Annotated in this window: 15 protein-coding genes; 5 read left to right on the forward strand and 10 right to left on the reverse strand. The window is 67.8% G+C overall.

Features of this window, described 5'->3' with window-relative positions; translation table 11 throughout:
* The first annotated feature begins 38 nt into the window (after positions 1-38).
* Entirely contained in the window at positions 39-2810 is a 2772-nt protein-coding gene (gene polA / locus C8263_RS01105; protein WP_107136241.1) for a DNA polymerase I, read from the forward strand.
* Between the two features lie 81 nt (positions 2811-2891).
* On the opposite strand, the gene C8263_RS01110 is transcribed toward polA, so the two are convergent.
* The 7 genes from C8263_RS01110 to C8263_RS01140 all read right to left on the reverse strand — a co-directional run bounded on the left by C8263_RS01110 (position 2892) and on the right by C8263_RS01140 (position 8591).
* Positions 2892-3167 (reverse strand): thioredoxin, encoded by a 276-nt coding sequence (locus tag C8263_RS01110; protein WP_107136242.1) that lies wholly within the window; start codon positions 3165-3167, stop codon positions 2892-2894.
* On the reverse strand, positions 3157-4149 hold the full coding sequence (locus C8263_RS01115) for a ribonucleotide-diphosphate reductase subunit beta (RefSeq protein WP_107136243.1): 993 nt from the start codon (positions 4147-4149) through the stop codon (positions 3157-3159). The genes C8263_RS01110 and C8263_RS01115 overlap by 11 nt, the downstream gene beginning before the upstream one ends.
* Positions 4150-4214: 65 nt before the next feature.
* Positions 4215-6302 (reverse strand): class 1b ribonucleoside-diphosphate reductase subunit alpha, encoded by a 2088-nt coding sequence (gene nrdE, locus C8263_RS01120; protein ID WP_107136244.1) that lies wholly within the window; start codon positions 6300-6302, stop codon positions 4215-4217.
* Positions 6281-6709, reverse strand: a complete 429-nt coding sequence (nrdI, locus tag C8263_RS01125) for a class Ib ribonucleoside-diphosphate reductase assembly flavoprotein NrdI (protein WP_107136245.1) — start codon at positions 6707-6709, stop codon at positions 6281-6283. Before nrdI ends, nrdE begins: the two co-directional genes overlap by 22 nt.
* Positions 6693-7142 (reverse strand): acyl-CoA thioesterase, encoded by a 450-nt coding sequence (locus C8263_RS01130; protein ID WP_107136246.1) that lies wholly within the window; start codon positions 7140-7142, stop codon positions 6693-6695. The genes nrdI and C8263_RS01130 overlap by 17 nt, the downstream gene beginning before the upstream one ends.
* A gap of 514 nt (positions 7143-7656) precedes the next feature.
* On the reverse strand, positions 7657-7986 hold the full coding sequence (locus C8263_RS01135; RefSeq protein WP_107136247.1) for a cyclic-di-AMP receptor: 330 nt from the start codon (positions 7984-7986) through the stop codon (positions 7657-7659).
* A 98-nt stretch (positions 7987-8084) separates the two neighbouring features.
* Positions 8085-8591, reverse strand: a complete 507-nt coding sequence (locus C8263_RS01140) for a transcription initiation factor IIE subunit alpha family protein (protein WP_107136248.1) — start codon at positions 8589-8591, stop codon at positions 8085-8087.
* A 406-nt stretch (positions 8592-8997) separates the two neighbouring features.
* Between C8263_RS01140 and C8263_RS01145 the strand changes: the two genes are divergently transcribed.
* The 3 genes from C8263_RS01145 (at position 8998) to C8263_RS01155 (ending at position 12257) form a co-directional block, all read left to right on the forward strand.
* Positions 8998-9732, forward strand: coding sequence for an ABC transporter ATP-binding protein (locus C8263_RS01145; RefSeq protein WP_107136249.1), 735 nt, complete (start codon positions 8998-9000; stop codon positions 9730-9732).
* Positions 9722-10987: an ABC transporter permease gene (locus tag C8263_RS01150; protein WP_107136250.1), complete on the forward strand. Its 1266-nt coding sequence runs from the start codon at positions 9722-9724 to the stop codon at positions 10985-10987. Before C8263_RS01145 ends, C8263_RS01150 begins: the two co-directional genes overlap by 11 nt.
* 361 nt (positions 10988-11348) lie before the next feature.
* Positions 11349-12257 carry a metallophosphoesterase family protein gene (locus tag C8263_RS01155; protein ID WP_107136251.1) on the forward strand — a complete coding sequence of 303 codons (909 nt, stop codon included), beginning with the start codon at positions 11349-11351 and terminating at the stop codon, positions 12255-12257.
* Positions 12258-12262: 5 nt separating this feature from the next.
* Here C8263_RS01155 and C8263_RS01160 read toward each other — a convergent pair whose 3' ends face one another.
* Both C8263_RS01160 and C8263_RS01165 read right to left on the reverse strand, forming a co-directional pair.
* Entirely contained in the window at positions 12263-13936 is a 1674-nt protein-coding gene (locus tag C8263_RS01160; protein WP_107136252.1) for a fasciclin domain-containing protein, read from the reverse strand.
* 1027 nt (positions 13937-14963) lie between these two features.
* Positions 14964-18233: an FtsK/SpoIIIE family DNA translocase gene (locus C8263_RS01165; RefSeq protein WP_107136253.1), complete on the reverse strand. Its 3270-nt coding sequence runs from the start codon at positions 18231-18233 to the stop codon at positions 14964-14966.
* A gap of 697 nt (positions 18234-18930) precedes the next feature.
* On the opposite strand from C8263_RS01165, the gene C8263_RS01170 reads away from it, so the two are divergent.
* A complete protein-coding gene (locus tag C8263_RS01170) occupies positions 18931-19323 on the forward strand; it encodes a M67 family metallopeptidase (RefSeq protein WP_107136254.1) in 393 nt (130 codons plus the stop codon).
* A gap of 49 nt (positions 19324-19372) precedes the next feature.
* Here C8263_RS01170 and C8263_RS01175 read toward each other — a convergent pair whose 3' ends face one another.
* The gene (locus tag C8263_RS01175; RefSeq protein WP_107136469.1) at positions 19373-20323 is read right to left on the reverse strand and encodes a nucleoside hydrolase; all 951 of its coding nucleotides are present in this window, start codon (positions 20321-20323) and stop codon (positions 19373-19375) included.
* Positions 20324-20347 lie beyond the last annotated feature (24 nt).

Here is a 20347-nt window from a genome sequence, read left to right on the forward strand (position 1 = left end):
CGCCGCGCGGCCGTTACGCCCACAGTAGAATAGGGGCTATGACAGCCGCTCCCGATACTCTGGTGTTGATTGACGGGCACGCCCTGGCGTTCCGCTCGTACTTTGCGCTGCCGCCGCTTTCCAACAGCCGGGGCGAGGCCACCAACGCCATCGTGGGCTTCCTGCGCCTGACCCTGCGCCTGATGCGGCAGCGCAGCAACCAGGTCATCGTGGTGTTTGATCCGCCGGTCAAGACCTTTCGCCACGAGCAGTTTGAAGGGTACAAGTCCGGCCGCGCCGAGACGCCCAGCGACCTGCCTGCGCAGATCAACCGCATCCGCGCCATTGTGGACGCCCTGGGTCTGCCCCGTCTGGAAGAACCCGGCTACGAGGCCGACGACGTGATCGCCTCGCTGACCCGCAAGGCCGAGGGCACCGGCATGCAGGTGCGGATTGTGACCAGTGACCGCGACGCCTACCAGTTGCTGGATGACCACGTGCGCGTCATCACCAACGACTTCAAGCTGATCGGGCCCGCCGAGGTGCTGGAGAAATACGGCGTGACCGTCTCGCAGTGGGTGGATTACCGCGCCCTGACTGGCGACGCCAGCGACAACATTCCCGGCGCCAAGGGGATTGGCCCCAAGACGGCCGCCAAGCTACTGCAGGAATACGGCACCCTGGACGGCATCTACGCGGCGGCCAAAGCGGGCACCCTGAAACCCGACGGCACTCGCCAGAAGCTGCTGGACGCCGAGGAAGCGGTGCAGTTCAGTCACCAGCTCTCGTGCATGGTGACCGACCTGCCGCTGAACGTGGAACTGGGCACGGGTCGCCTGCCGGGCAACCCCGACCGGCTAAACGAGCTGCTGGATGAACTGGAACTGCACTCGGTCAAGCGCGACCTGCTGGCCCTGGACGGCCGCGAGGCCGGTATGCCTGACGGCGTGCTGGACCAGGCCCACCGCGCCGCGCCTGCGGGCCCCCCGGAAGAGGCCCCGGCCCTCTCTGCTGGCCCGGCCCAGACGGTCACACGCGCGCCGTGGCGCACCCCCCGCGAGGGCGTGGTGTGGGGCTACGTGCTGTCGCGCGAGGATGACCTGACTGCCGCTCTGGTGGGCGCCGCCACCTTTGAACAGGAGGCCGGGCAGGCCACCGTGCGTGTGGCCCCCACCCAGGAGCCGGAGGAGTGGGCGCAGGCGGCGGCACCCGGGCCGACTGAAGCGGGCCTGTTCGGCGCCAGCGAAGCCGCCCAACTGACCAAGGCGCAGCAAAAGGCAGCCGAAAAGGCCCGCAAGGACGCCGAAAAAGCGGTGGCCAAGCTGCGCGCCCAGTTCCCGGCGGTGGTGGACGAGGCCGAGTTCGTGGGGCAGCGGCAGGTGAGGGCGGCCAATGCCAAGGCGCTGGCCACCCACCTGAGCGTGCGCGGCCTGACCATTGAGCCGGGCGACGATCCCCAGCTCATGGCCTACCTGCTGGACCCGGCAAACACCACCATGAGCGCGGTGTGCGCCCGGTACCTGCACCTGCCCTGGCCGGACGACGCCGCTGGCCGCGCGGCCCTGAGTGCCCGCCTCCTGGACGAACTGCCTGCCCAGCTGGACGAGGCCCGGCGCAGGCTGTATGAGGACATGGAGCGGCCCCTCTCGGCGGTGCTGGCCCGCATGGAAGTGCGCGGGGTGCGGCTGGACAGCGAGTATCTGCGCGGGCTGTCGGCGGCGACCGCCGCGCGGCTCTCGGCGCTGGAGGCCCAGATTCATTCCCTGGCCGGGCGTGAATTCCAGATTCGCAGCCGCGATCAGCTCGAAGCGGTGCTGTACGACGAACTGGGGCTGGCCAGCGGCAAGAAAACCAAGCTGACCGGCAAGCGCTCCACGGCGGTGGCGGCCTTGGAACCCCTGCGCGATGAGCACCCCATCATTCCGGCGCTGCTGGAATACCGCGAACTGGAAAAGCTGCGCGGCACGTACCTGGACCCGCTGCCCAATCTGGTTAACCCGCGCACCGGGCGCCTGCACACCACCTTCGCGCAGGGGGCCGTGGCCACCGGGCGCCTGAGCAGCCTGAACCCCAACCTGCAGAACATTCCCATCCGCAGCGACCTGGGCCGCGAGGTGCGCAAGGGCTTTATTGCCGACCCCGGCTTCTGCCTGATCAGCGCGGATTACTCGCAGATTGAGCTGCGCCTGCTGGCCCACATTGCCGACGATCCCCTGATGCAGCAGGCATTCCGGGAAGGCGCCGACATTCACCGCCGCACCGCCGCGCAGGTGCTGGGGCTGGACGAGGCCACCGTGACCCCCAACCAGCGCCGCGCCGCCAAGACCGTGAACTTTGGCGTGCTGTACGGCATGAGTGCCCACCGCCTGAGCAACGACCTGGGCATTTCGTACACCGAGGCCGCCGGGTTCATTGACACCTATTTCGCCACCTACCCGGGCATTCGCGGCTACATTGACCGCACGCTGGACTTTGGGCGCCAGCAGGGCTATGTAGAAACCCTGTACGGCCGGCGCCGCTACGTGCCTGAACTGGTGGCCACCAACCGCACGCTGCGCGAGGCGGGCGAGCGGCTGGCCTACAACATGCCCATTCAGGGCACAGCCGCTGACATCATCAAGCTGGCCATGATTCAGCTGGACCGTGAACTGCAGGGCACGGGCGCCCGGTTGCTGCTGCAGGTCCACGACGAACTGCTGCTGGAAGCCCCCCAGGACCGCGCCGAGGAGGTGGCGGCCCTGGTGAGGCAGGTCATGGAGGGCGCCGCCCAGCTCAGCGTGCCGCTGGCCGTGGAAGTGGGCACGGGCCCCAACTGGTACGACACGAAGTAGAGGGGGTCAGGAGAGCGGGGCGCGAGGTCTGGGCACCTCGCGCCCCGCTCTGCATCTCGCACAGTGTTGTTCTGCCCAGACTCAGGGATTGGGGCGCTGCAAAAATGCTTTCACCGCACCCAGGCTGCCCGTGTTCAGCAGCAACTCGCCGCTGGGGCGGTGCAGCAGGGCCGGGGTCCGCGCCAGCCTGCAGGTCTGGGCCAGCGCCTCAAAGGCCTCAGGCCGTTCCTGCCGGTGCAGCACCTCTATCTGGCCGTCAAAGGCGCCGCGCAGGGGCAGGGCCAGCAGGCGGGCCAGCACCTCGCAGGCCGGGCACTGCGCCTGCGTGAACAGCACGAAGGGGCGCTCAGCGGCCATGTGCCGCCTCTTCAGGCCACAGTTCTGCAAAATCGGCGTCGGTCAGGGGTTCGGTGCGCAGCTTGGCGTAGCTGCTGCCCTTGGCACTGAAAAAGTCGTGGGTGGTGCCGCGCGAGCGGATGCCGTTCAGCACCACCGGGTTCACGTCCTCGTCGTCAAACAGGCGCGGCAGGTTCAGGTTGTCGGCCAGCACGTTGAAGTTAAAGCGCACAAAGCGCGCCGCGTCCTCGGTCAGGCCCAGGCGGTCGTACAGCATGTGGGTGTAGGCCAGTTCATTGCCGTACAGCCGCCACACCACTGCCTCGTACCACGCGGCGGCGTCCGCCTGCTCTGGCCCGCTCAGGGCCGCAAAGCGCTCCTGGGCCAGCAGCGCCACATACACCCCGTGCACCGCCTCATCCAGAATGATCAGGTTGAAAATCTCGCCCGCCGCCACCATGCGGCCCTGCCCAGCCAGCAGCAGCGGATAGTAGAACCCGCTGTAGAACAGGGCCGTTTCCAGCAGGCACGACGCCGCCATCTTGCGCCACAGGCCAAAGTCAGAGCGGTCGGGGTCGTGAAAGACCTCCTGCAGGAAGGCAATTTTGTGCTGCAGCTGGGGCTGCTGGGTCACCCACTCGAACAGGGCGCGTTCCTGGGTGGTGGTCAGGAAGGTCTTGTTCATCAGGCTGTAGGAGCGGGCGTGGATGTCTTCCATCATGCCCTGGAACTGCAGCGTGGCCTTGCGGATGTGGCCGTCCACCAGCGCGCGCAGGGCAGGCATGCCCACCTCGCCCTGCAGGGTGTCCAGCGCATTGAGCCCCGCCGAGGCGTGCATGTAGGTCCAGCGCTCGTTCTCGCTCAGGCCCTGCCAGGACAGCGCGTCGTTGGACAGCGGAATCTCATCGGGAAACCACAGCTGCGAGGTGTATTTCTCGTAAAAGGAGACCGAGAAGTGGTCTTCCGGCTCACTCCAGTTCGTGGCGGTAAAAGGGGGAGTCATAGAAACCTCGGGCGAGGGGAGTAGGGAAGAGGGGCGGTCCGCTGGCTCATGGCCCAGCGCCTGCCTCACACCGCGCAGCCGGCGCAGTCCTCGATGCTGACCTTTTTCAGCCGCGTGTAGTACAGCGTTTTCAGGCCGCGCGCATAGGCGTACAGGTAGTAGCGCTGCAGGGTGCGGGTGCTGGCCGTGCTGGGCACGAACAGCGTGCAGGAAATGCCCTGGTCCACGTGCTTTTGTGCGGTGGCCACCGTGTCGATCACCCGGCGCTGGTCCATGTCGTAGGCTTCCTCGTAAAACCACTCCGTCAGCTCGTTCAGGTGGGGCATGGGGTAGACCGTGCGCGCCTTGTTGCTGGTGCGGGTTTCCACCCGCTCCGTCACCGGCATGAGGCTGGCCGAGGCGTGCGAGACGTAGCTGATGGACCCCGTGGGCGCAACCGCCATCACGAAGGAGTGGGCCAGTCCATGCTGCTGGATGTCGGCCACCAGTCGCTGCCAGTCCTCGCGGCGGGGCAGCGTGTGGCCCGCGAACAGGGCCTGAACCTCGGGCGTGCGGGGCAGGAAATCCTGCTGCAGGTACTGAGCGAAATGCTCGCCGCTCTGGTAGCGGCTGCCTTCAAAGCCCCGGAACACGAAGCCGGTGTCCCGCGCAATCTCCATGCTGGTCCGGCGGGCGTGGTAATGCACGGCGGCAAAATAAACATCCACAACTTCCAGCGCCTCGGGGCTGCCGTACACCAGTTCATTCTTCGCCAGAAAGGAATGCAGGCCCATGGCCCCCAGGCCCACCGAGCGCATGTCCTCGTTGGCGCGTTTCACGGCCGGCACCTCGGCAATGGCCGTGGCGCGCGCCACGTTGTCCAGCATGCGAATGGCGGCCCGCACCACCCGCCCCAGGTCGCCGCTCGCCAGACTCTGCTCGATCACCAGCGAGGCGAGGTTGCAGCTCACGTCCAGCCCCACCTGATCGCGGTGTTCCTGGCCGTAGGGGTAAAACGTGCTGGGCAGGGTAGGCTGCAGGATCTCAGAGCAGAGGTTGCTCATCTTGATGGTGCCCACATTGGGAATGGGGTTGGCGCGGTTGGCGTGGCCCTCGAACAGCAGGTAGGGATAGCCGCTCTCGCCCTGCGTGACCGCGATCTCTTCCAGCACCCGCCGCGCCGAGACGAGCTTTTTGCGAATGCGGGGATTGGCCGCCAGGGTGTCATATTCACGGGTCCAGTCAATGGCGGTGAACTCGCGCCCGGTTTCCAGGAACAGCGAATGCGGGTAGAACTGGTACACGTCCTGGCCCGCGCGGGCCCTGGCCATAAAGACATCGGGAATGGTGGCGCCCACCGAGAGGGTTTTCAGGCGCGCGTCCTCGTCGGTGGCAATCTTCTTGGCGCCCAGCACGTCCAGAAAGTCGGCGTGCATGACCGACAGGTAGATGGCCCCGGCCCCAGGGCGCTGCCCGGCCTGATCGGCGTAGCGCAGCATGTGGTCCAGCATCTTGGCCACACCCAGCACGCCCTTGGTGACGTTCTGAAGGCCGCGAAGCGACTCGCCCCGGGCGCGCAGGTTGCTGAGTTCCACCCCGATGCCGCCGCCCCCCTTGGACAGTTCGGCCACAAAGGCCAGGGTCCTGGTGATCGACTCCAGGTTGTCGGTGCAGTCCTGCAGCAGAAAGCAGCTCACCAGCCGCCCCGTGTTCGCCTTGCCGGAGTTCATCAGGGTGGGCGTGGCCGGGGTAAAGGTCTGCGTGACCAGATGCTCCACCAGTTCCAGCGCCCCGGCGGCGGTGTCGCTGCGGGCCAGGGCCGTCACGCTCAGGCGATCCTCGTAGCGCTCCAGCCACTGGCAGCGGTCGGGGGTCATGGTGGCGTATTCGGAATAGAACTTGTGGGCGCCCATGAAGGACTGAAAGCGGAAGCCCAGGGCCTCGGCCCGCTCAAACACCGCCCGGATTTCCTGCGGGGTATAGCGCGCAAAGACCCCGGCATCCCACACGCCACGCGCCACCAGGGCTTCAATTCGGGCCTCCAGACTGGGAAAAGCCACCAGACTGGGCCGCACCTTCTGCGACAGGTAGCTCTCCAGCGCGGCCTGATCGAAGCTCGTGTCCACGGCCGCGCCCGAGAGCACGCGGTTGTTCAGTTCAATCCAGGGGTCCACGGTCGGCTCCTTTCGGGGGAATGGGGGTGGGGGACCGTGGGCACCACCTGGGCGCGCACCCACGCGGCCACCTGTGCCCGGTCGGCGGTGGTCCCCGCCTTGTTGATGCGGGCCACCAGGGGCACGCGGAACTGCGCAGCAATCACGCTGCCGGCGCGCGCAAAATGATCGCCCCAGTGGTAGCTGCCGCTGGCCACCACGCCGCGCAGGCCAGCGCCGTGCAGCGCCAGGAACGCCTGGGTGCTGGCGGGCACCTGACCCTGCCCGAAGGTATAGGTGAGCAGCAGGTAGGGGGCAGCTGGCGCGCCCTGACGGACCTCGTGCAGGTCCAGGCCGCCCGCCTCCTGGGCCAGGGCCTGAGCAAAGCGCCGCACGTTGCCGGTCAGGGAATCAACGACCAGCAGCATGGTCCCCTGCGGGGCGGTCCAGAGGGGGCACCGCCACAGGTTGCCCCTGGCTGTCCAGGGCCACCAGCGTGAAGGTGCCGGTGCAGGACAGTTCGCGCTCATCGCTGTCCATGGGCTCGCGGAACAGCTCCACCAGCACGGTCATGCTGGTGCGGCCGGTGCGAAGAACGCGGGCCACCAGTTCCACCAGCGACCCCTGCGGAATGGGACGGCGGAATTCCATGGCGTCCAGGTGGCGGGTGACCACCTTGCGGCGGCAGTAGCGGGTGGCAGCAATAAAGGCGGCTGAATCCATCAGTGACAGGGCTTCGCCGCCGAACAGGGTGCCGTGGTGGTTGGTGTGCCCCGGAAACACCGCGTGTGTGATGCGGGTTTCGCCAGTCAAGGGCCGGGGGCGGGGCGGGGCCGGCAGGGAAGCGCGTGAATCGGACAAAAGGACCTCGGCGGGCCGGCCCTGTGGCAAACGGCCCGCAGAACAGCGCCGGCAGGCGGTGGCCGGGCTGAGGAAGGAGACGACCGGGGCAGGGCGCCGCCCGTCTGTGCAAAAAAAGAGGTGGCCCTGTGGGCCCACGGTCCCCTGGTTTTAACCTGTCACGAAACCAACCACCTTCACTCCTGGCGCGGGAGTTGAACAAGGATGAAACTCCGCGAGGCGAGCGTTCGGACTGAAACCGTGGCGCGACCGTGCCGGACTGAAGCCCCTGTGGGGCGTGACCGGACTTCCCTCTGTTCCTGCGGAGCGTTGCCGGGCGGCAACAACCGCGCCGAGTCTACAGGTTGTACCCAGGACCGTCAAACCGGCCACCCAGATACAAGATCTTGAAGGCAAAAAGAACGCAGCCTCTGGGCGAGCGCTGCATTCTGGTTTCCCTGCGATTCCGTGCCCCGGCCATGTTCGGCTGTTACTTCCTCATGGCTTATAGCTCATGGCCCAGAGCTCACGCCCCTTACACCTTTACAAACTCCTGCACGCCCATCACGAACATCACGGCGCCGCCCACCGGCACCTCCACCGGGTCATTCACCAGTCCCTCGTTCTGCTCGCCCATGGGCACGCTGGGCGCCACCAGCCGGGTGCGGGTGCGGCAGGTGCGCTGCACGTGGCGCTTGAGTTCTTCCAGGCGCTCATCGTTCACGCCGATCATCAGCGTGGTATTCCCCTCGCGCAAAAAGCCCCCGGTGCTGGCCAGCTTCGTGACTTCAAAGGCGTTTTGCGACAGAACGCGCACCAGGGCGGTGGCGTCGGCATCCTGAATCACGGCCAGCACAAGCTTCATATTCCGCAGAATACCAGACAGACTATTTGGGCGCCGTCAGCTGCCGCCACAACGCAAAACCCCCGCGACTGGGCGGGGGCAACAGGGAACAGCGCAGCTTAGGCGACGTTCTTTTTGCGCCCGGCCTTTTCGGGGGCGGCGTTTTCCTGGCCCAGGGCCTGGGTTTCTTTCAGGCGGAAAATCACCAGGCTGCCCACGAAGGTGCAGGTGATCATGCCGTGGGCGTTGAGCAGGCTTAGGGCGGCCATGACTTCCTCGCGGGTCATGCGCAGCTGCTCGCTCATGTACAGGGCGCTGTCGGCGCGGCCTTCCAGGTAATCACGCACCTTCTTGGCACTTTCGGTCAGCGGGGTGGCGGGCACGTCGGCCAGACCGGGGTCAGCCAGGCCGTACACGGCGCGGGTACCGGTGCCGGGCAGGCGGCGCACGCGGCCCTGGTCCAGCAGGCTGGCCAGCGCGGCGCGCAGGTGCGACAGAGCCAGACTGGTGGTCTTTGCCAGTTCGGTCTCAACCCATTCCGGCTTGCTTTCCAGCGCCTTAAGAACCAGCTTCTCGTTGGCGCGGCGCGTTTCCTGCAGATCTTCAAGGGTGGGGGGATTAAACATGAACGCCTCCGGGAGGACTGTGGGGGCCACAGCGGCGCGTAGGCCAGTGCCGCCACAGAAAAAAGGTGTGAAAGAAGGGTGATCCGGGCCACTGGGCCAGGGCAGAGCGCGAAAACAGGAATGAACTTGCGACTTTGGCCGGGAAAGATGCGCCCAGTTGCGCAACTTTCCTATTGTTACAGATCTTTTCTCATGTTGCATGAGCAGTGGGGGACTTGCACTTTAGGCCTGTCCTATGAAGCGGAACAGGGTTAAGAGGAAAAGTCGTCCTCTTGAGGCCTCACCAGATGCTCATCTTTTGCCGGGGCCTTCACCGGTCAACACGTGCAACCTCTGCTGCCCGGGCCGCGTAGGCTCTGGGAAGTTGCACTGACCGGGCACCCCGGCAGGGCGAACAAGGAGACGAATGCTGGAACTGCGCGGTATCACCAAGACCTACGGCACATTCACGGCGCTGCGCGCGGTTTCGCTGCAGGCGGCAGGCAACGAGGTGTTTGGCCTGCTGGGCCCCAACGGCGCCGGCAAAACCACCCTGCTGCGGATTCTGGCCACCCTGCTGCAGCCGGACCAGGGCACGGCCACTCTGGCCGGACGCGATATCCACGCTGATCCAGAAGGCGTGCGGCGGGTGGTGGGCGTGGTCAACGGCGGCATGGGCCTGCCGGCCCGCCTGACCGGCCGGGAAATCCTGCGGTCGTTCGCGGTGCTGTACGGCCTGAACCGGGCGCAGGCCGACGCGCGCATTGCCGAACTGGACGCCCGCCTGGAACTGGGCCGCACGCTGGACACCCGCGCCGGGGAGTATTCCACTGGCATGAAACAGAAAGTGGTGATTGCCCGCGCCGTCATTCACGACCCGCCGGTGCTCATTCTGGACGAGGCGGCCAGCGGCCTGGACATCTTCGCGCGGCGCACGCTGCTGGACTTTGTGCAGGCCACGCGTGCCCCGGGGCGCCTGACCGTGTATTCCACCCACGTCATGAGCGAGGTCGAGGAGGTGTGTGACCGGGTGGCCATTCTGCACGAGGGCGCGCTGCTGGCCAGCGGCACCCTACCTGAACTGCTGGAGCGCACTGGGCAGCGCACCCTGGAGCGGGCCTTTTTCGCCCTGGTGCGCCCGGAGGTGGCCCATGCGGGCTAGGGGGCTGCGCCCGGCGCTGGTGTGGCAGGTGGCCACGCGCGACCTGCTGGCCACCGTGCGCGACCGCCGCACGCTGAACGCCACGATCCTCATGCCCCTGATTCTGATTCCGCTGCTGACCCTGGGCCTGCCCCTGATGATGGGCGGGCTGATCGGCGGGCAGCAACAGGCGCGTCAGACGGTGGGGGTCAGCGGCACTGTGCCGGCGGCCCTGCGCGCGGCCCTGGAGCGCGACGAGACATTGCCCGACGGCACGGTGGTGCGCGCGGGCGTGGACCTGAAAACCGTCGGTGACCCCACCGGGGCGGTGCAGAGCGGCGAGGTGGACGCGGCCATCCGGCCTGTAGGCGCCCTGCCCCAGCGGGCGGGTGACGGTACCGGGACGCTGGAACTGCATGCCAAGCTGGGCAACCTGCGCGCCCAGACCGGGGCCTACAGCAAGGTCTCGGAGGTGGTGGAAGCCTACAACCGGCAGCTGGCGGTGCAGCGCCTGCAGGGCCTGGGCCTGAGTGAACAGGTGCTGGCGCCCATTGCCCTGAAACCCGTGGACGCCAGCACCAAGCAGGAGCGGCGCAGCGGGCAGCTGGCCTTCCTGATTCCCATGCTGATGCTGCAGTTCATTCTGTCGGGGGCCATGGCCACGGCGCTGGACGCCACCGCCGGGGAAAAGGAGCGCGGCACCCTGGAAAGCCTGCTGGTGGCCCCGGTGCGCCGCGCCGAGGTGGTGGCGGGCAAGCTGCTGGCCACCACCCTGACCGCCCTGACCAGCGCCGCATTCAGTGTGGCAGGCTTCGTGCTGAGCGGGCTGGCCATGCGCCTGTGGCTGCAACACCAGCCGCAGCAACAGGCCATGCTGACCGAGGGCCTGGGCGGCGGGCTGAGCCTGAGCGCCGGCAGCACACTGGCCCTGCTGGGCGTGGCCCTCAGTGCCGCGCTGCTGATCAGCGCCCTGCTGATCTCGGTGGGCATCTTCGCGCGGTCGTTCAAGGAAGCGCAGACCTACGTGGCGCCCATCACGCTGTTTCTGGTGCTGCCGGCCATCCTGCTGCAGTTTGCCGACTTTCTGCAGATTGGTCTGGGTGCCTACGCCATTCCGGTGGTGGGCGGCATGATCGCCATTCTGGACGCGGTGCGCGGCACGCCCGACGCCGGGCACGTGCTCCTGGCCATGGGCGTCAACCTGCTGGGCGCGGGCCTGCTGGCTCTGTTTGCCCTGCGCTCCTTCGGGCGAGAGGAAGTTATCTTCCGCAATTGAAGTCCAAAGGGCCGCACAGAAGATAGGGTGACCGGACAGCCGAGGCCGGATCACCCTCTCTGCTGGCCGAAATGCGGTGGTGCCAGGAGACGCATCCTGCGTCCAGGGCGGCACAGCGTCGAGAAGGGCCGTGCTTCTCATCCGGGACGCCTCTGATGCCAGAGCCCCCTGGGAAAAACGCAGGGGTGCTGTTCCGTCGCCGGCGTCGCGCCTTTCCTCTTGTTCGCTCTGTGGCGGCGCTCCGCGAGTCCGCTCATCCCTGGCCCTCAGCTCACCTTGGTTTGGAATCGCGCTGCCCCCACTGGCCTTTGTTCTGTCGGCCCTGGTGGGCCGATGGGCCAGTGTCTAGAATGCCCCCGCGATGAGGGTGGCGGTGCTGGCAGATATTCACGGCAATGCCGACGCCCTGCGGGCTGTGCTGGCCGACGCGCAGGCGCAGGGGGCCGAGCGCCTGATCGTGAATGGTGACGTGGTCAACCGGGGCCCCGATTCGGTAGAAGCCCTGGACCTGCTGCTGCGCCGCGCAGACGTGACCTTCACCCTGGGCAACCACGACGACCTGCTGCGGCTGTGGCACGCGCGCAGCGACACCCTGCCCCAGGACTGGTTCACCGATTCCTTCTGGGGCGCCACCGACTGGAGCGCGCAGGCGCTGGACCGCGCCGGCCTGCTGCAGGTGAGTGCCGCGTGGCCCATGACCGCCGAACTGTTCGAGCCGGGGGTGGGGCGCGTGCTGCTGGCCCACGGCACTGCCGGGCACTACCGCGAAAGCCTCAGCGAGCGCACGCCCCCGGAGCGCCTGGAGGTCCTGCGCCGCCGCGACGGTGGAGCGCCCTACGACGTGCTGGTGGGCTCGCACATTCACCGCCCGGCCCACGCGCTTCTGGGCGGGACGCTGGTGCTCAACACCGGCGCGGTGGGGGCCCCGGCCAACCAGGACCCACGCGCCCAGTACCTGCTGCTGACGGCCGCCCCCGGTGGCTGGGTACCCACCTTCCGCGCCGTGCCCTACGACCTGCGCGGCGTCCTGGGCCGCTTTGAAACGGCGGGTCTGCTGCGCACCGGCCTGAGCGCCGAGATCTTCCGCGAAGAATTGCGCACTGCCCGCAGTCTGTACACGCCCTACTGGACCTGGACCGAGGAAAGCAGTATCCCGCGCACGCCCGGAAGCTGGGCCACGTTCCTGAACAGCGTGGCAGGTGCGGCTGAGCGGGCGCCCTCAACCAACGAAAAAGCCCCGCCGGTGGTCTGGCGGGGCCGAGGTGAGTGAGGGGCTCAGCGCATGCTGGGGGGCATCAGCACGGTGTCAATGGCATAGACCACGCTGGTGCCGGCGTCCGCACGGGTACTGACCAGACCGCCGGTGATGGTGTCGCCGCTGCGCACGCCAGCGCGTACGCCGCCGCTGCCGTCCATCATCAGGTCAATGGAGCTGCCTTCCACCGAGCGCAGCTGCGCCACGTTCAGGCCCTGGTCAATCACGCGGCCCGTGACCACGTGGTACTGCAGCACCTGGGTCAGCTTGGCCGGGTCGGCCAGCAGCATGTCCAGCGTTGCCTGGGGCACCTTGGCAAAGGCCTCGTTGGTGGGGGCAAAGATGGTCACGTCGGCGGCCGTGAGGCTGGGCAGCAGGTTGGCGCGCTGCACCAGGCTCAGCAGGGTGCTGAACTGGGGCTGGCTCAGCACTTCCAGCAGGTTGGCGCCGGACTGGGCCGAGGTCAGCGTGATGGTGGTGCTGGTCGTCGTGGTTGTGGTGGTCGTGCTGGTCGTCGTATCGGTGGTGGCCGTGTCGCCCGTGGGGGGCTGGGGCAGCACCAGATCGGGGGGCAGCAGGACGGCGCTGACCGGGTAGATGAAGCCGTTGCTGGCCTGAATGGGGGTGGTGGTCACCATCGCCTCGCCAATCATGGAGTTGGTGCCGTTCAGGGTCACGTCCAGGCTGGCGCCCTGCTCGCTGCGCAGCTGTCCGGCCTGCGTCAGGCGCGCGCTTTCCAGGCGCCCACTGACCACGTGGTACAGCAGCACGGCCTTCAGGGTTTCGGGGTCGCTGGCAATCAGGGCCAGGGTGTCAGGGTCCACGGCCTCGAACGCCTCGTTGGTGGGCGCAAAGACGGTGTACTCGTTGCTGATCAGCACCTCGGTCAGTTCAGCGTCGCTCAGCAGGTCGCGCAGGGTCGTGAAGCGCTCGTCACCGGAGATCAGGTCGTACAGCGTGGTGGTGGAGACCTCGGTGGTGGTCGTCGTGGTGGTCGTGGTGCTGGTGTTCGTGGAGGTGTTGGTGGTGACGGTGGTGCTGGCGCCCACGCTCACAGGTGTGGCGGGAATGCGCAGCACATCCACCGCTGCCGGCGCCGTGGTGACGGGCGCGGTGGCGGCGGGGGCCGGTGCCGGGGCGGGCGTGGTCGCCGCAGGAGCCGGAGCAGGTGCCGGGGCCGCGGCGGTGCTCATGGCCGGCATCAGCACCGTGTCAATCACATGCACCACGCCGTTACAGGCGGCCACATCGGCGCGCGTGACGGTGGCGTTGTCCACCATCACCCGGTTGCCCATCTTGCTGACCAGGAAGCTGGAGCCCTGCAGGGTCTTGCCCGAGGACATGCCCATGACCTGCTTAGAGCTGACCTTGCCGGCCACCACGTGGTACAGCAGGATGTTGCGCAGCATGGTGGCGTCGTTGAGGACCATGGCCAGCGTGTCGCTGGGCAACTTGGCAAACGCGGCGTTCGTGGGAGCAAACACGGTGTACTGGCCGCCCATCAGGGTCTGGCTCAGCCCGGCCGCTTCCACGGCGGTGGCCAGCGTGCTGAAGTTGGGATCGCTCATAACGATCTGGGCAATGGTGCGGCAGGGGCCGCTGGCGGGGGCAGAGACAGGTGCACCAGCGCCGCCGGCAAGGGCGGGCGTGGCAAGCATCAGGCTGAGCGTGACAAAGCTGGTCTGCTTCTTCATGGACATCACCTCGAAAAGAAATATTGAACTGCTGATCCGGCCCCTAATCTTCACCAAGGCGCCCCCAAAAGCAACTTTTGGAAGATTTAAGACAAGAGACGTAAATGAAAGCAGCGGCTCTTTTATGCTGTCTCTCATATTGAATTCATGACCTGAAGATTTTGTTTAGGGTTGTGGTGAAGCTGGCGGCGGGCCCGGCTGCTGTGCGGCTGTGCGGCCCTTGCTGTGGCCAGGAGGGTGGCGTGGAACTAAGTAGCTCGCTGTTGATCTTGAGATCAACCGAGCGGGCTGGAACAGCTGCGCCGCAGAGCGAGTCTCGAAAAAAGGACGTTGCACCGGGAGTGGAGACTTTGCGGTGCTCTCCTGCAAAGTCGTAACGTGAGGTGCAACGTCCTTAGATTCATATGCACGCCAATCCCACCCGATGCACAACCGGTTCAATGCGGGCTGACTTGCAGGGCTGCGCCGCAGGGCGGGGGAGAGAAACACGTTCCTGCGGCCATAGAGACGACAGGCCGGCCTCTGTTTCATACGGATTCCGTTCATTTCCGTCACATCCGGGAAAGAGCCGGATGTTCCTCGCCTTCGGCGCTGTTCCAGCCCAATTCCCGGAAATCCGCATCTTTTCCTACTCCCTCCGGTCGAAAAAATTCCGTAACGAGTTACGGAATTTTTCGGAACCCGTATCAGCTTGTCGGCGGAACAGAGGCCGGCTGTACCAGTAGCCTGTGCAGCGAGCTCCGGCCCGGGAGCCGAAGCCTGAAGGGCTGGGGGCATGGGGGGCTCAACATCAGGGGCACCGACCTGTAGAGGGGCGCGGCTGAGAGCGAGCCGCGCTCTGTCGTGCGCTTGACGTGAAGGGTGGGCGGGGGCCATCAGGAGAAGCTTTCTCTGGGGGTGGCCAAAGCGAGACATACTCGCTCCCCAGCCCCTGCAGCGCCGCTCTTCGCGTGGCACCCCGGGGGACTACATGCCCGCTTCGCTGCCCGGTGGTCGGCGCGACAAAGCGGGCCATGTTCAGCCGGGCTCAGCGGCCAAAATAGTCCGGCAGCTCGGCCTCGCTGATCAGCACCTCGCGCGGTTTGCTGCCCTGGTGCTTGCTGACGATCTTCATGGCCTCGAGCATGTCCATGAGCTTGCCAGCGCGGGCGTGGCCCACCGACAGGCGGCGTTGCAGGCGCGAGACACTGCCCTGGCCCTCCTCAATGCAGATCTGGGCCGCCTGCCGCAGCAGCGGATCAGAAAAATCCATGTTGGTCCTGTCGCTGCTGGGGCCGCTGGCTTCCACGCCGCCCTCAAAGTCCGAGCCGTAGGCTTCCACGAACGCGTCCTCGAACACCTGGCGGCGCAGTTCGTCGGCAATGCGGGCGGACTCCACCTCACTGATATACGGACCCTGCAGGCGCACCGGCTTGATCAGGCCGGGCTGGTAGAACAGCATGTCGCCCATGCCGGTCAGGCGCTCGGCGCCCAGCGCGTCCAGAATGGTGCGGCTGTCGTGGCTGCTGCTGACCGCAAAGGCAATGCGCGCGGGCACGTTGACCTTGATCAGGCTGGTGAGAATATCCACGCTGGGCCGCTGGGTGGCGAGCACCAGATGCATGCCGGTGGCCCGCGCCATCTGGGCGAGGCGCATGATGGCCGACTCCACCTCCTTGGGGCTGGTGATCATCAGGTCGGCCAGCTCGTCAATGATGATGACCAGATGTGGCAGCTCAGTTTCGCCCACCTGGCGCATCTTGGCGTTGTACTGTTCCAGGTTCTTGGCGCCCACCTGGCTCATCATCTTGTAGCGGCGTTCCATGTGCGCCACCGCCCCCAGCAGCACGCCCGCCGCGTCCACCGGGTTGGTGACCACCGCGCGCACCAGATGCGGAATGCCGTCGTAGGGCGTGAGTTCCACCATCTTGGGGTCAATCATCAGGAAGCGCAGTTCGGTGGGCAGGTACTTGAACAGCAGCGAGGTGATCAGCGTGTTGACACACACCGATTTGCCCGAGCCCGTGGAGCCCGCCACCAGCAGGTGCGGCATCTTGGCCAGGTCGCCCACCATAAGTTCGCCGTCAATGCTCTTGCCCAGGATGATGGGCAGCTTGGCGCGGGTGCTGCGGAAGGTGGGGGCCGCCGCCGCCTGATGAAAGGTGACGGGTTCGCGCTCGGCATTGGGGACTTCCAGGCCAATCACGCTCTTGCCGGGCACCGGGGCCTCCACGCGCACGCCGCCCACGGCCAGCGCGCGGGCCAGGTCGTTACTCAGGCCCGCAATGCGGCTGATTTTCTCGCCCGGGGCCGGCTCAATCTCGTAACGGGTGACCGTGGGGCCCCGCGCGTAGTCCACCACGCGCGCCTGCAGGTTGAAGTGCCGCAGCGTCTCGTCAATCAGTCCCGCGCGCTGCCGGGCCGAGATGTCCAGCGCCGCCGTGTTCAGGGCCGCCGCCGGAATGGGGTCCAGCAGCCGCTCGTCGGGCCGGGCCAGCGGCAGCGCGCCCTGCACCGGGCGCGGGCTGGAATTGGGCTCGCCGGTGAAGAGGGGGAGCTGGGTGGCGGATCTGATGGCCACTTTTTCCGGTGCGGGGCTTTCCCAGGGGGCCGGGGCTGCAGGCGTGGGCCCCCTGGGAGCGGCGCTGGCGGCTTCTGTGGCCGGCGGCCCAAACGGCAGGTCGTCGTCCTCCCAGCCGGAAAAGGGGTCCATGCCGTTGGAGGTGGTCTGGGGCCCGTCACCCAGGTCGGGGTCAGGGTCAGCCTGGGGGGTAGGCACCGGGGCCGGGCGGGTGCTGGCCGGGGGCCGCGAGGGGGGAGTGGGGTCCAGACGGGGCGCCGTTTCCGGCTGGTCTGTGGGCTGATCCAGGGGATGGTGCAGGGGCGGCGGCTCGGCCACCGCCGCCCGCGCACTGGCCGGGGGACTCCAGAGCGGGGCGGCGGCGGGCTCGGGGCTGGCGGGCAGGGCGGACCCGGTGAAGTCAAAGTCCAGGGTGGGCAGGCCCGCCACCGGCATGGTCATGGCCTCCACGCGGCGCCGCGCTTCTTCCTGGGCCTGGGCCAGCACCGCGCGCCAGCCGCCCGGGTCAATCAGGGTGCCCTCGGGGTCGGTGCTCAGGGCATCGGCCAGCTGCGTGGCCACTTCGGTGGGGGCGCGGTCAAAGGCGGCCGTCAGCTCCGGCCAGCCGCTGTACGCCGAGGCCCGGCCGCGCCACGCGGTGAAGTCGCGCGCCAGGGCAGCCCAGTCCTCGCGCCGGGCGCGGTGGGCGGGCCATTCGCGCGCCAGGGCGGCGCCGTCGGCCTTGTTCAGGGCCTTCTCGGCGGCCTTGCGCTCGCGCTCCAGGCGGCCGGCGCGCACCGCCAGGCGCTGCACATCGGCCACCAGGGCGCGGCGCCAGCGTTCCAGGGCGCCGCACGCCTGGGTGCTGGGCAGTTCCGTGCCCAGTTCGTGCCGCCCGGCGCGCACCTCGTTGGCGGCCGCTTCCACCAGCGCGCCGGCCTCGGGGGCCTCGGCGGCCACCTGTTCGCGCAGGTCGCGCGCGGCGTTGCCCACGAAGGTGTCCAGCAGCGTGCGCCACCCCGCCAGGTCGCGTTCCAGGTTTTTCAGCCCGGCCGCGTCCAGGGCGCGCACCCCACGCGAGGCCACGCGCAGTTCCTGCTGCAGGTCGCGCAGACTGCTGTCCTCGGGAGACAGGCGCCGCAGATCCTCCAGTTCGCGGCCCAGCGCCGAGAGGCCCTGCCGCGCTTCGGTGCGCGCCCGCGCCGATTCGCGCCCGCCCTGCCGGGCTTCCAGGGCGCCCTGCACCTGCGCTGCGCCGCCCCCCAGCAGCACGCTGGTCTGCCGGAAAAATCCCTTGAGCAGCGTGAAGGGTGCCAGGCGCAGCATCAGTTCGGCGCCCAGGGTCAGGGTGATGAGCGGCAGCAGCGCTGAGAGGACACTCAGCACCGCGCGCAGCGGCCCCATGGCCCGGGCAGCCAGCTCGCCGGCCTGCCCCGGCTGCGCCACCTCGTGCAGCGCCAGCAGGGACACCACCACCACCGCGCCGCCCAGCACCCGCCGGGTGAGGTTGCGCAGATCGCGCCCCAGAAACACCAGGGTGCCGTAGGCCACGGGCGCGACCGGCAGCAGCCACGCGGCCCAGCCCAGTTGCGACAGCAGCAGCGTCCTGGCCTGCGCCATGAACTGATCCGGCGCGGCGCCCGGCTGCGGCAGAAACACCGTGACCCCCAGAAAGATCCCCAGAGCGAACAGCACCAGGCCCAGTGCCTCTCCATCGAACTGACTGACCGGAGCGGCCCTCCTTTTCGCCTTCGCCATAGCGGGCAGTGTAGCTCAAATGGGGGGGTGTGCTTGGCGGCCAGGACGGTGTTTCTGGGGGATGGGGTTGGGCGGGGGCGTTTGGACAGCTTGCCCCACCCCCCAGCCCCCTCCCCCAGACTCGTAGAGCTGCGCAGCAGAGGGGAGACGACTTCGCCGCGCAGGGCGGCCTGCGCGTTGCCGCTGGTTAGACTCATGCGCCTGGAACCTGGTGGCAGGGGGAGGAGACGTTGGCACTGGGCGAGAGTTTCTATTGAAGTTGGCTGGGGTTGCTCAACCAAGTGACGTGTCCGGCCTCGACGCCATCCTCGGCCCCCGCGCAATGGCCCGCGCGCTGCGCGCATGACGGCCTCGTCTGGACCTGGGCCGTGGTGGGGCAAGAAGGCTTGGTGGGGCCCAGCAGATTCTCCTTTTGAACAGCAGGGCAACAGATTTCAGGAGTGCGGACAGTTTCAGCATTCTGCGTCAAGCGACTCGATGAACACGCTGTTTTCGCGCCGTCTCCAAGAGGGAAACTGGGAGGGCGCGCACCGTGAGAAGTTGGGACTTGAAGAGCTGCGCCGCAGAGGAGGTGGGCAGGCCCCCCACTCTGCTCGCCTCACCTGAACACTGATACTCGCTCGTGACTTCTTGCCTTCCCTGCTCGCCGGCACGGCAGATCGCCGTTTCCTCCGTCCTGGGGGGCATAATGCGGGGGATGCGCCTGCTGCTGCCCGATGTGCTGCGCCGCGAACTGTGGCAGCACGCCCGCGCCGAGGCCCCGCGTGAGTGTGTGGGGGTACTGGGCGGCGTGCAGGCCGGCGAAACCTGGACCGCCCAGACCCTGTACCCGCTGGCCAACATTGACCCGGCGCCCGAGCGCGCGTATCTGGCCGATCCCGGGCATCTGCTGCGTGCGTGGCGGGCCATGCAGACCGAGGGGCTGGAGCTGGTGGCCCTGTATCACAGCCACCCGCGCGGGCCGACCGGGCCCAGCGCGACCGATCAGGCGCTGGCGGCCTATCCGGTGCCCTACCTGATTGCTGACCTCAGTACAGGGACGCTCCGCGCCTACCTGCTGCCGGGCGCGGAAGAGGTGAGCCTGGGGTAACGGTGCGCAGCGTCCCGCCTCCCGCGCACTGCTGCCGGCCACCCTTTCTCTACTCCAGCCGCCCGATGCGCTCCAGCAGCCAGTCGAAAAATGCCCCGTCGCGCACCCCCACCGCCACCTGGGCATTGGCAGGGCCTTCCGTGACACCGTACAGGTCGCACACGGTCCGGCCCAGATTCCGGCCTTCCTGGGTTTCAATCTGCACGTTCATGGCCTGCCAGTCCAGCAGCTCCGGGCGCAGGGCCGCTGCCACGGCCAGCGGGTCGTGCAGGGCGCCGCCATTCATGCCGTAGCGCCGCTGGTACACCCCCGCGTAGAAGGTCAGCAGCTCGGCGCACACGGCGCCGGCGCGGTTGCCCAGGGCCCGCAGCGCGGCCACCCGGTCCGGCGTGGCAATGCACCCCATGGTGGCGTTCAGCCCCACCATCTTCAGGGGCACGCCGGCTTCAAACACGATCTGCGCCGCGTGGGGGTCGGCCAGGGCGTTGAATTCGGCGGCGGGGGTGCGGTTGCCCTGGGTGGTTGAGCCGCCCATCCAGACGATCTCGCGGATCAGGGGCGCGATGTCTGGGGCCAGCCGCAGGGCCAGGGCCACGTTGGTGAGCGGGCCGGTGGGTACCAGGGTCACCTCGCCGGGCCGCGCGCGCACGGTGCGGATGATCAACAGGGCAGCGTGTTCGGCTTCGGGGGGGCGCGTGGGCCCAGGCAGACCAGCGGCAGGCAGGCCGCTGTCACCATGCACGGCCGCTGCGGTCACGGCGGGCACCAGCAGGGGCCGGTCGGCGCCGGGATAGACGCGCACGCCAGCACCTGCCTCGCCGGCCAGCGCCAGAATGACGCCCGCGTTGCGGGTGGTCCGGTCCAGGCCCACGTTGCCGTGCACGGTGGTCAGGGCCAGCACCTCGGCGTCTTCGGGGCTGGCCAGCGCCAGCAGCCACGCCACAGCGTCGTCCAGGCCAGGGTCGCCGTCCAGCAGGAGGGGCAGGGGAGCGCGGGTCATGCGGGGCAGCATAACGAAAGAAGA

Source organism: Deinococcus arcticus (assembly GCF_003028415.1).
GTDB classification, from domain to species: domain Bacteria; phylum Deinococcota; class Deinococci; order Deinococcales; family Deinococcaceae; genus Deinococcus; species Deinococcus arcticus.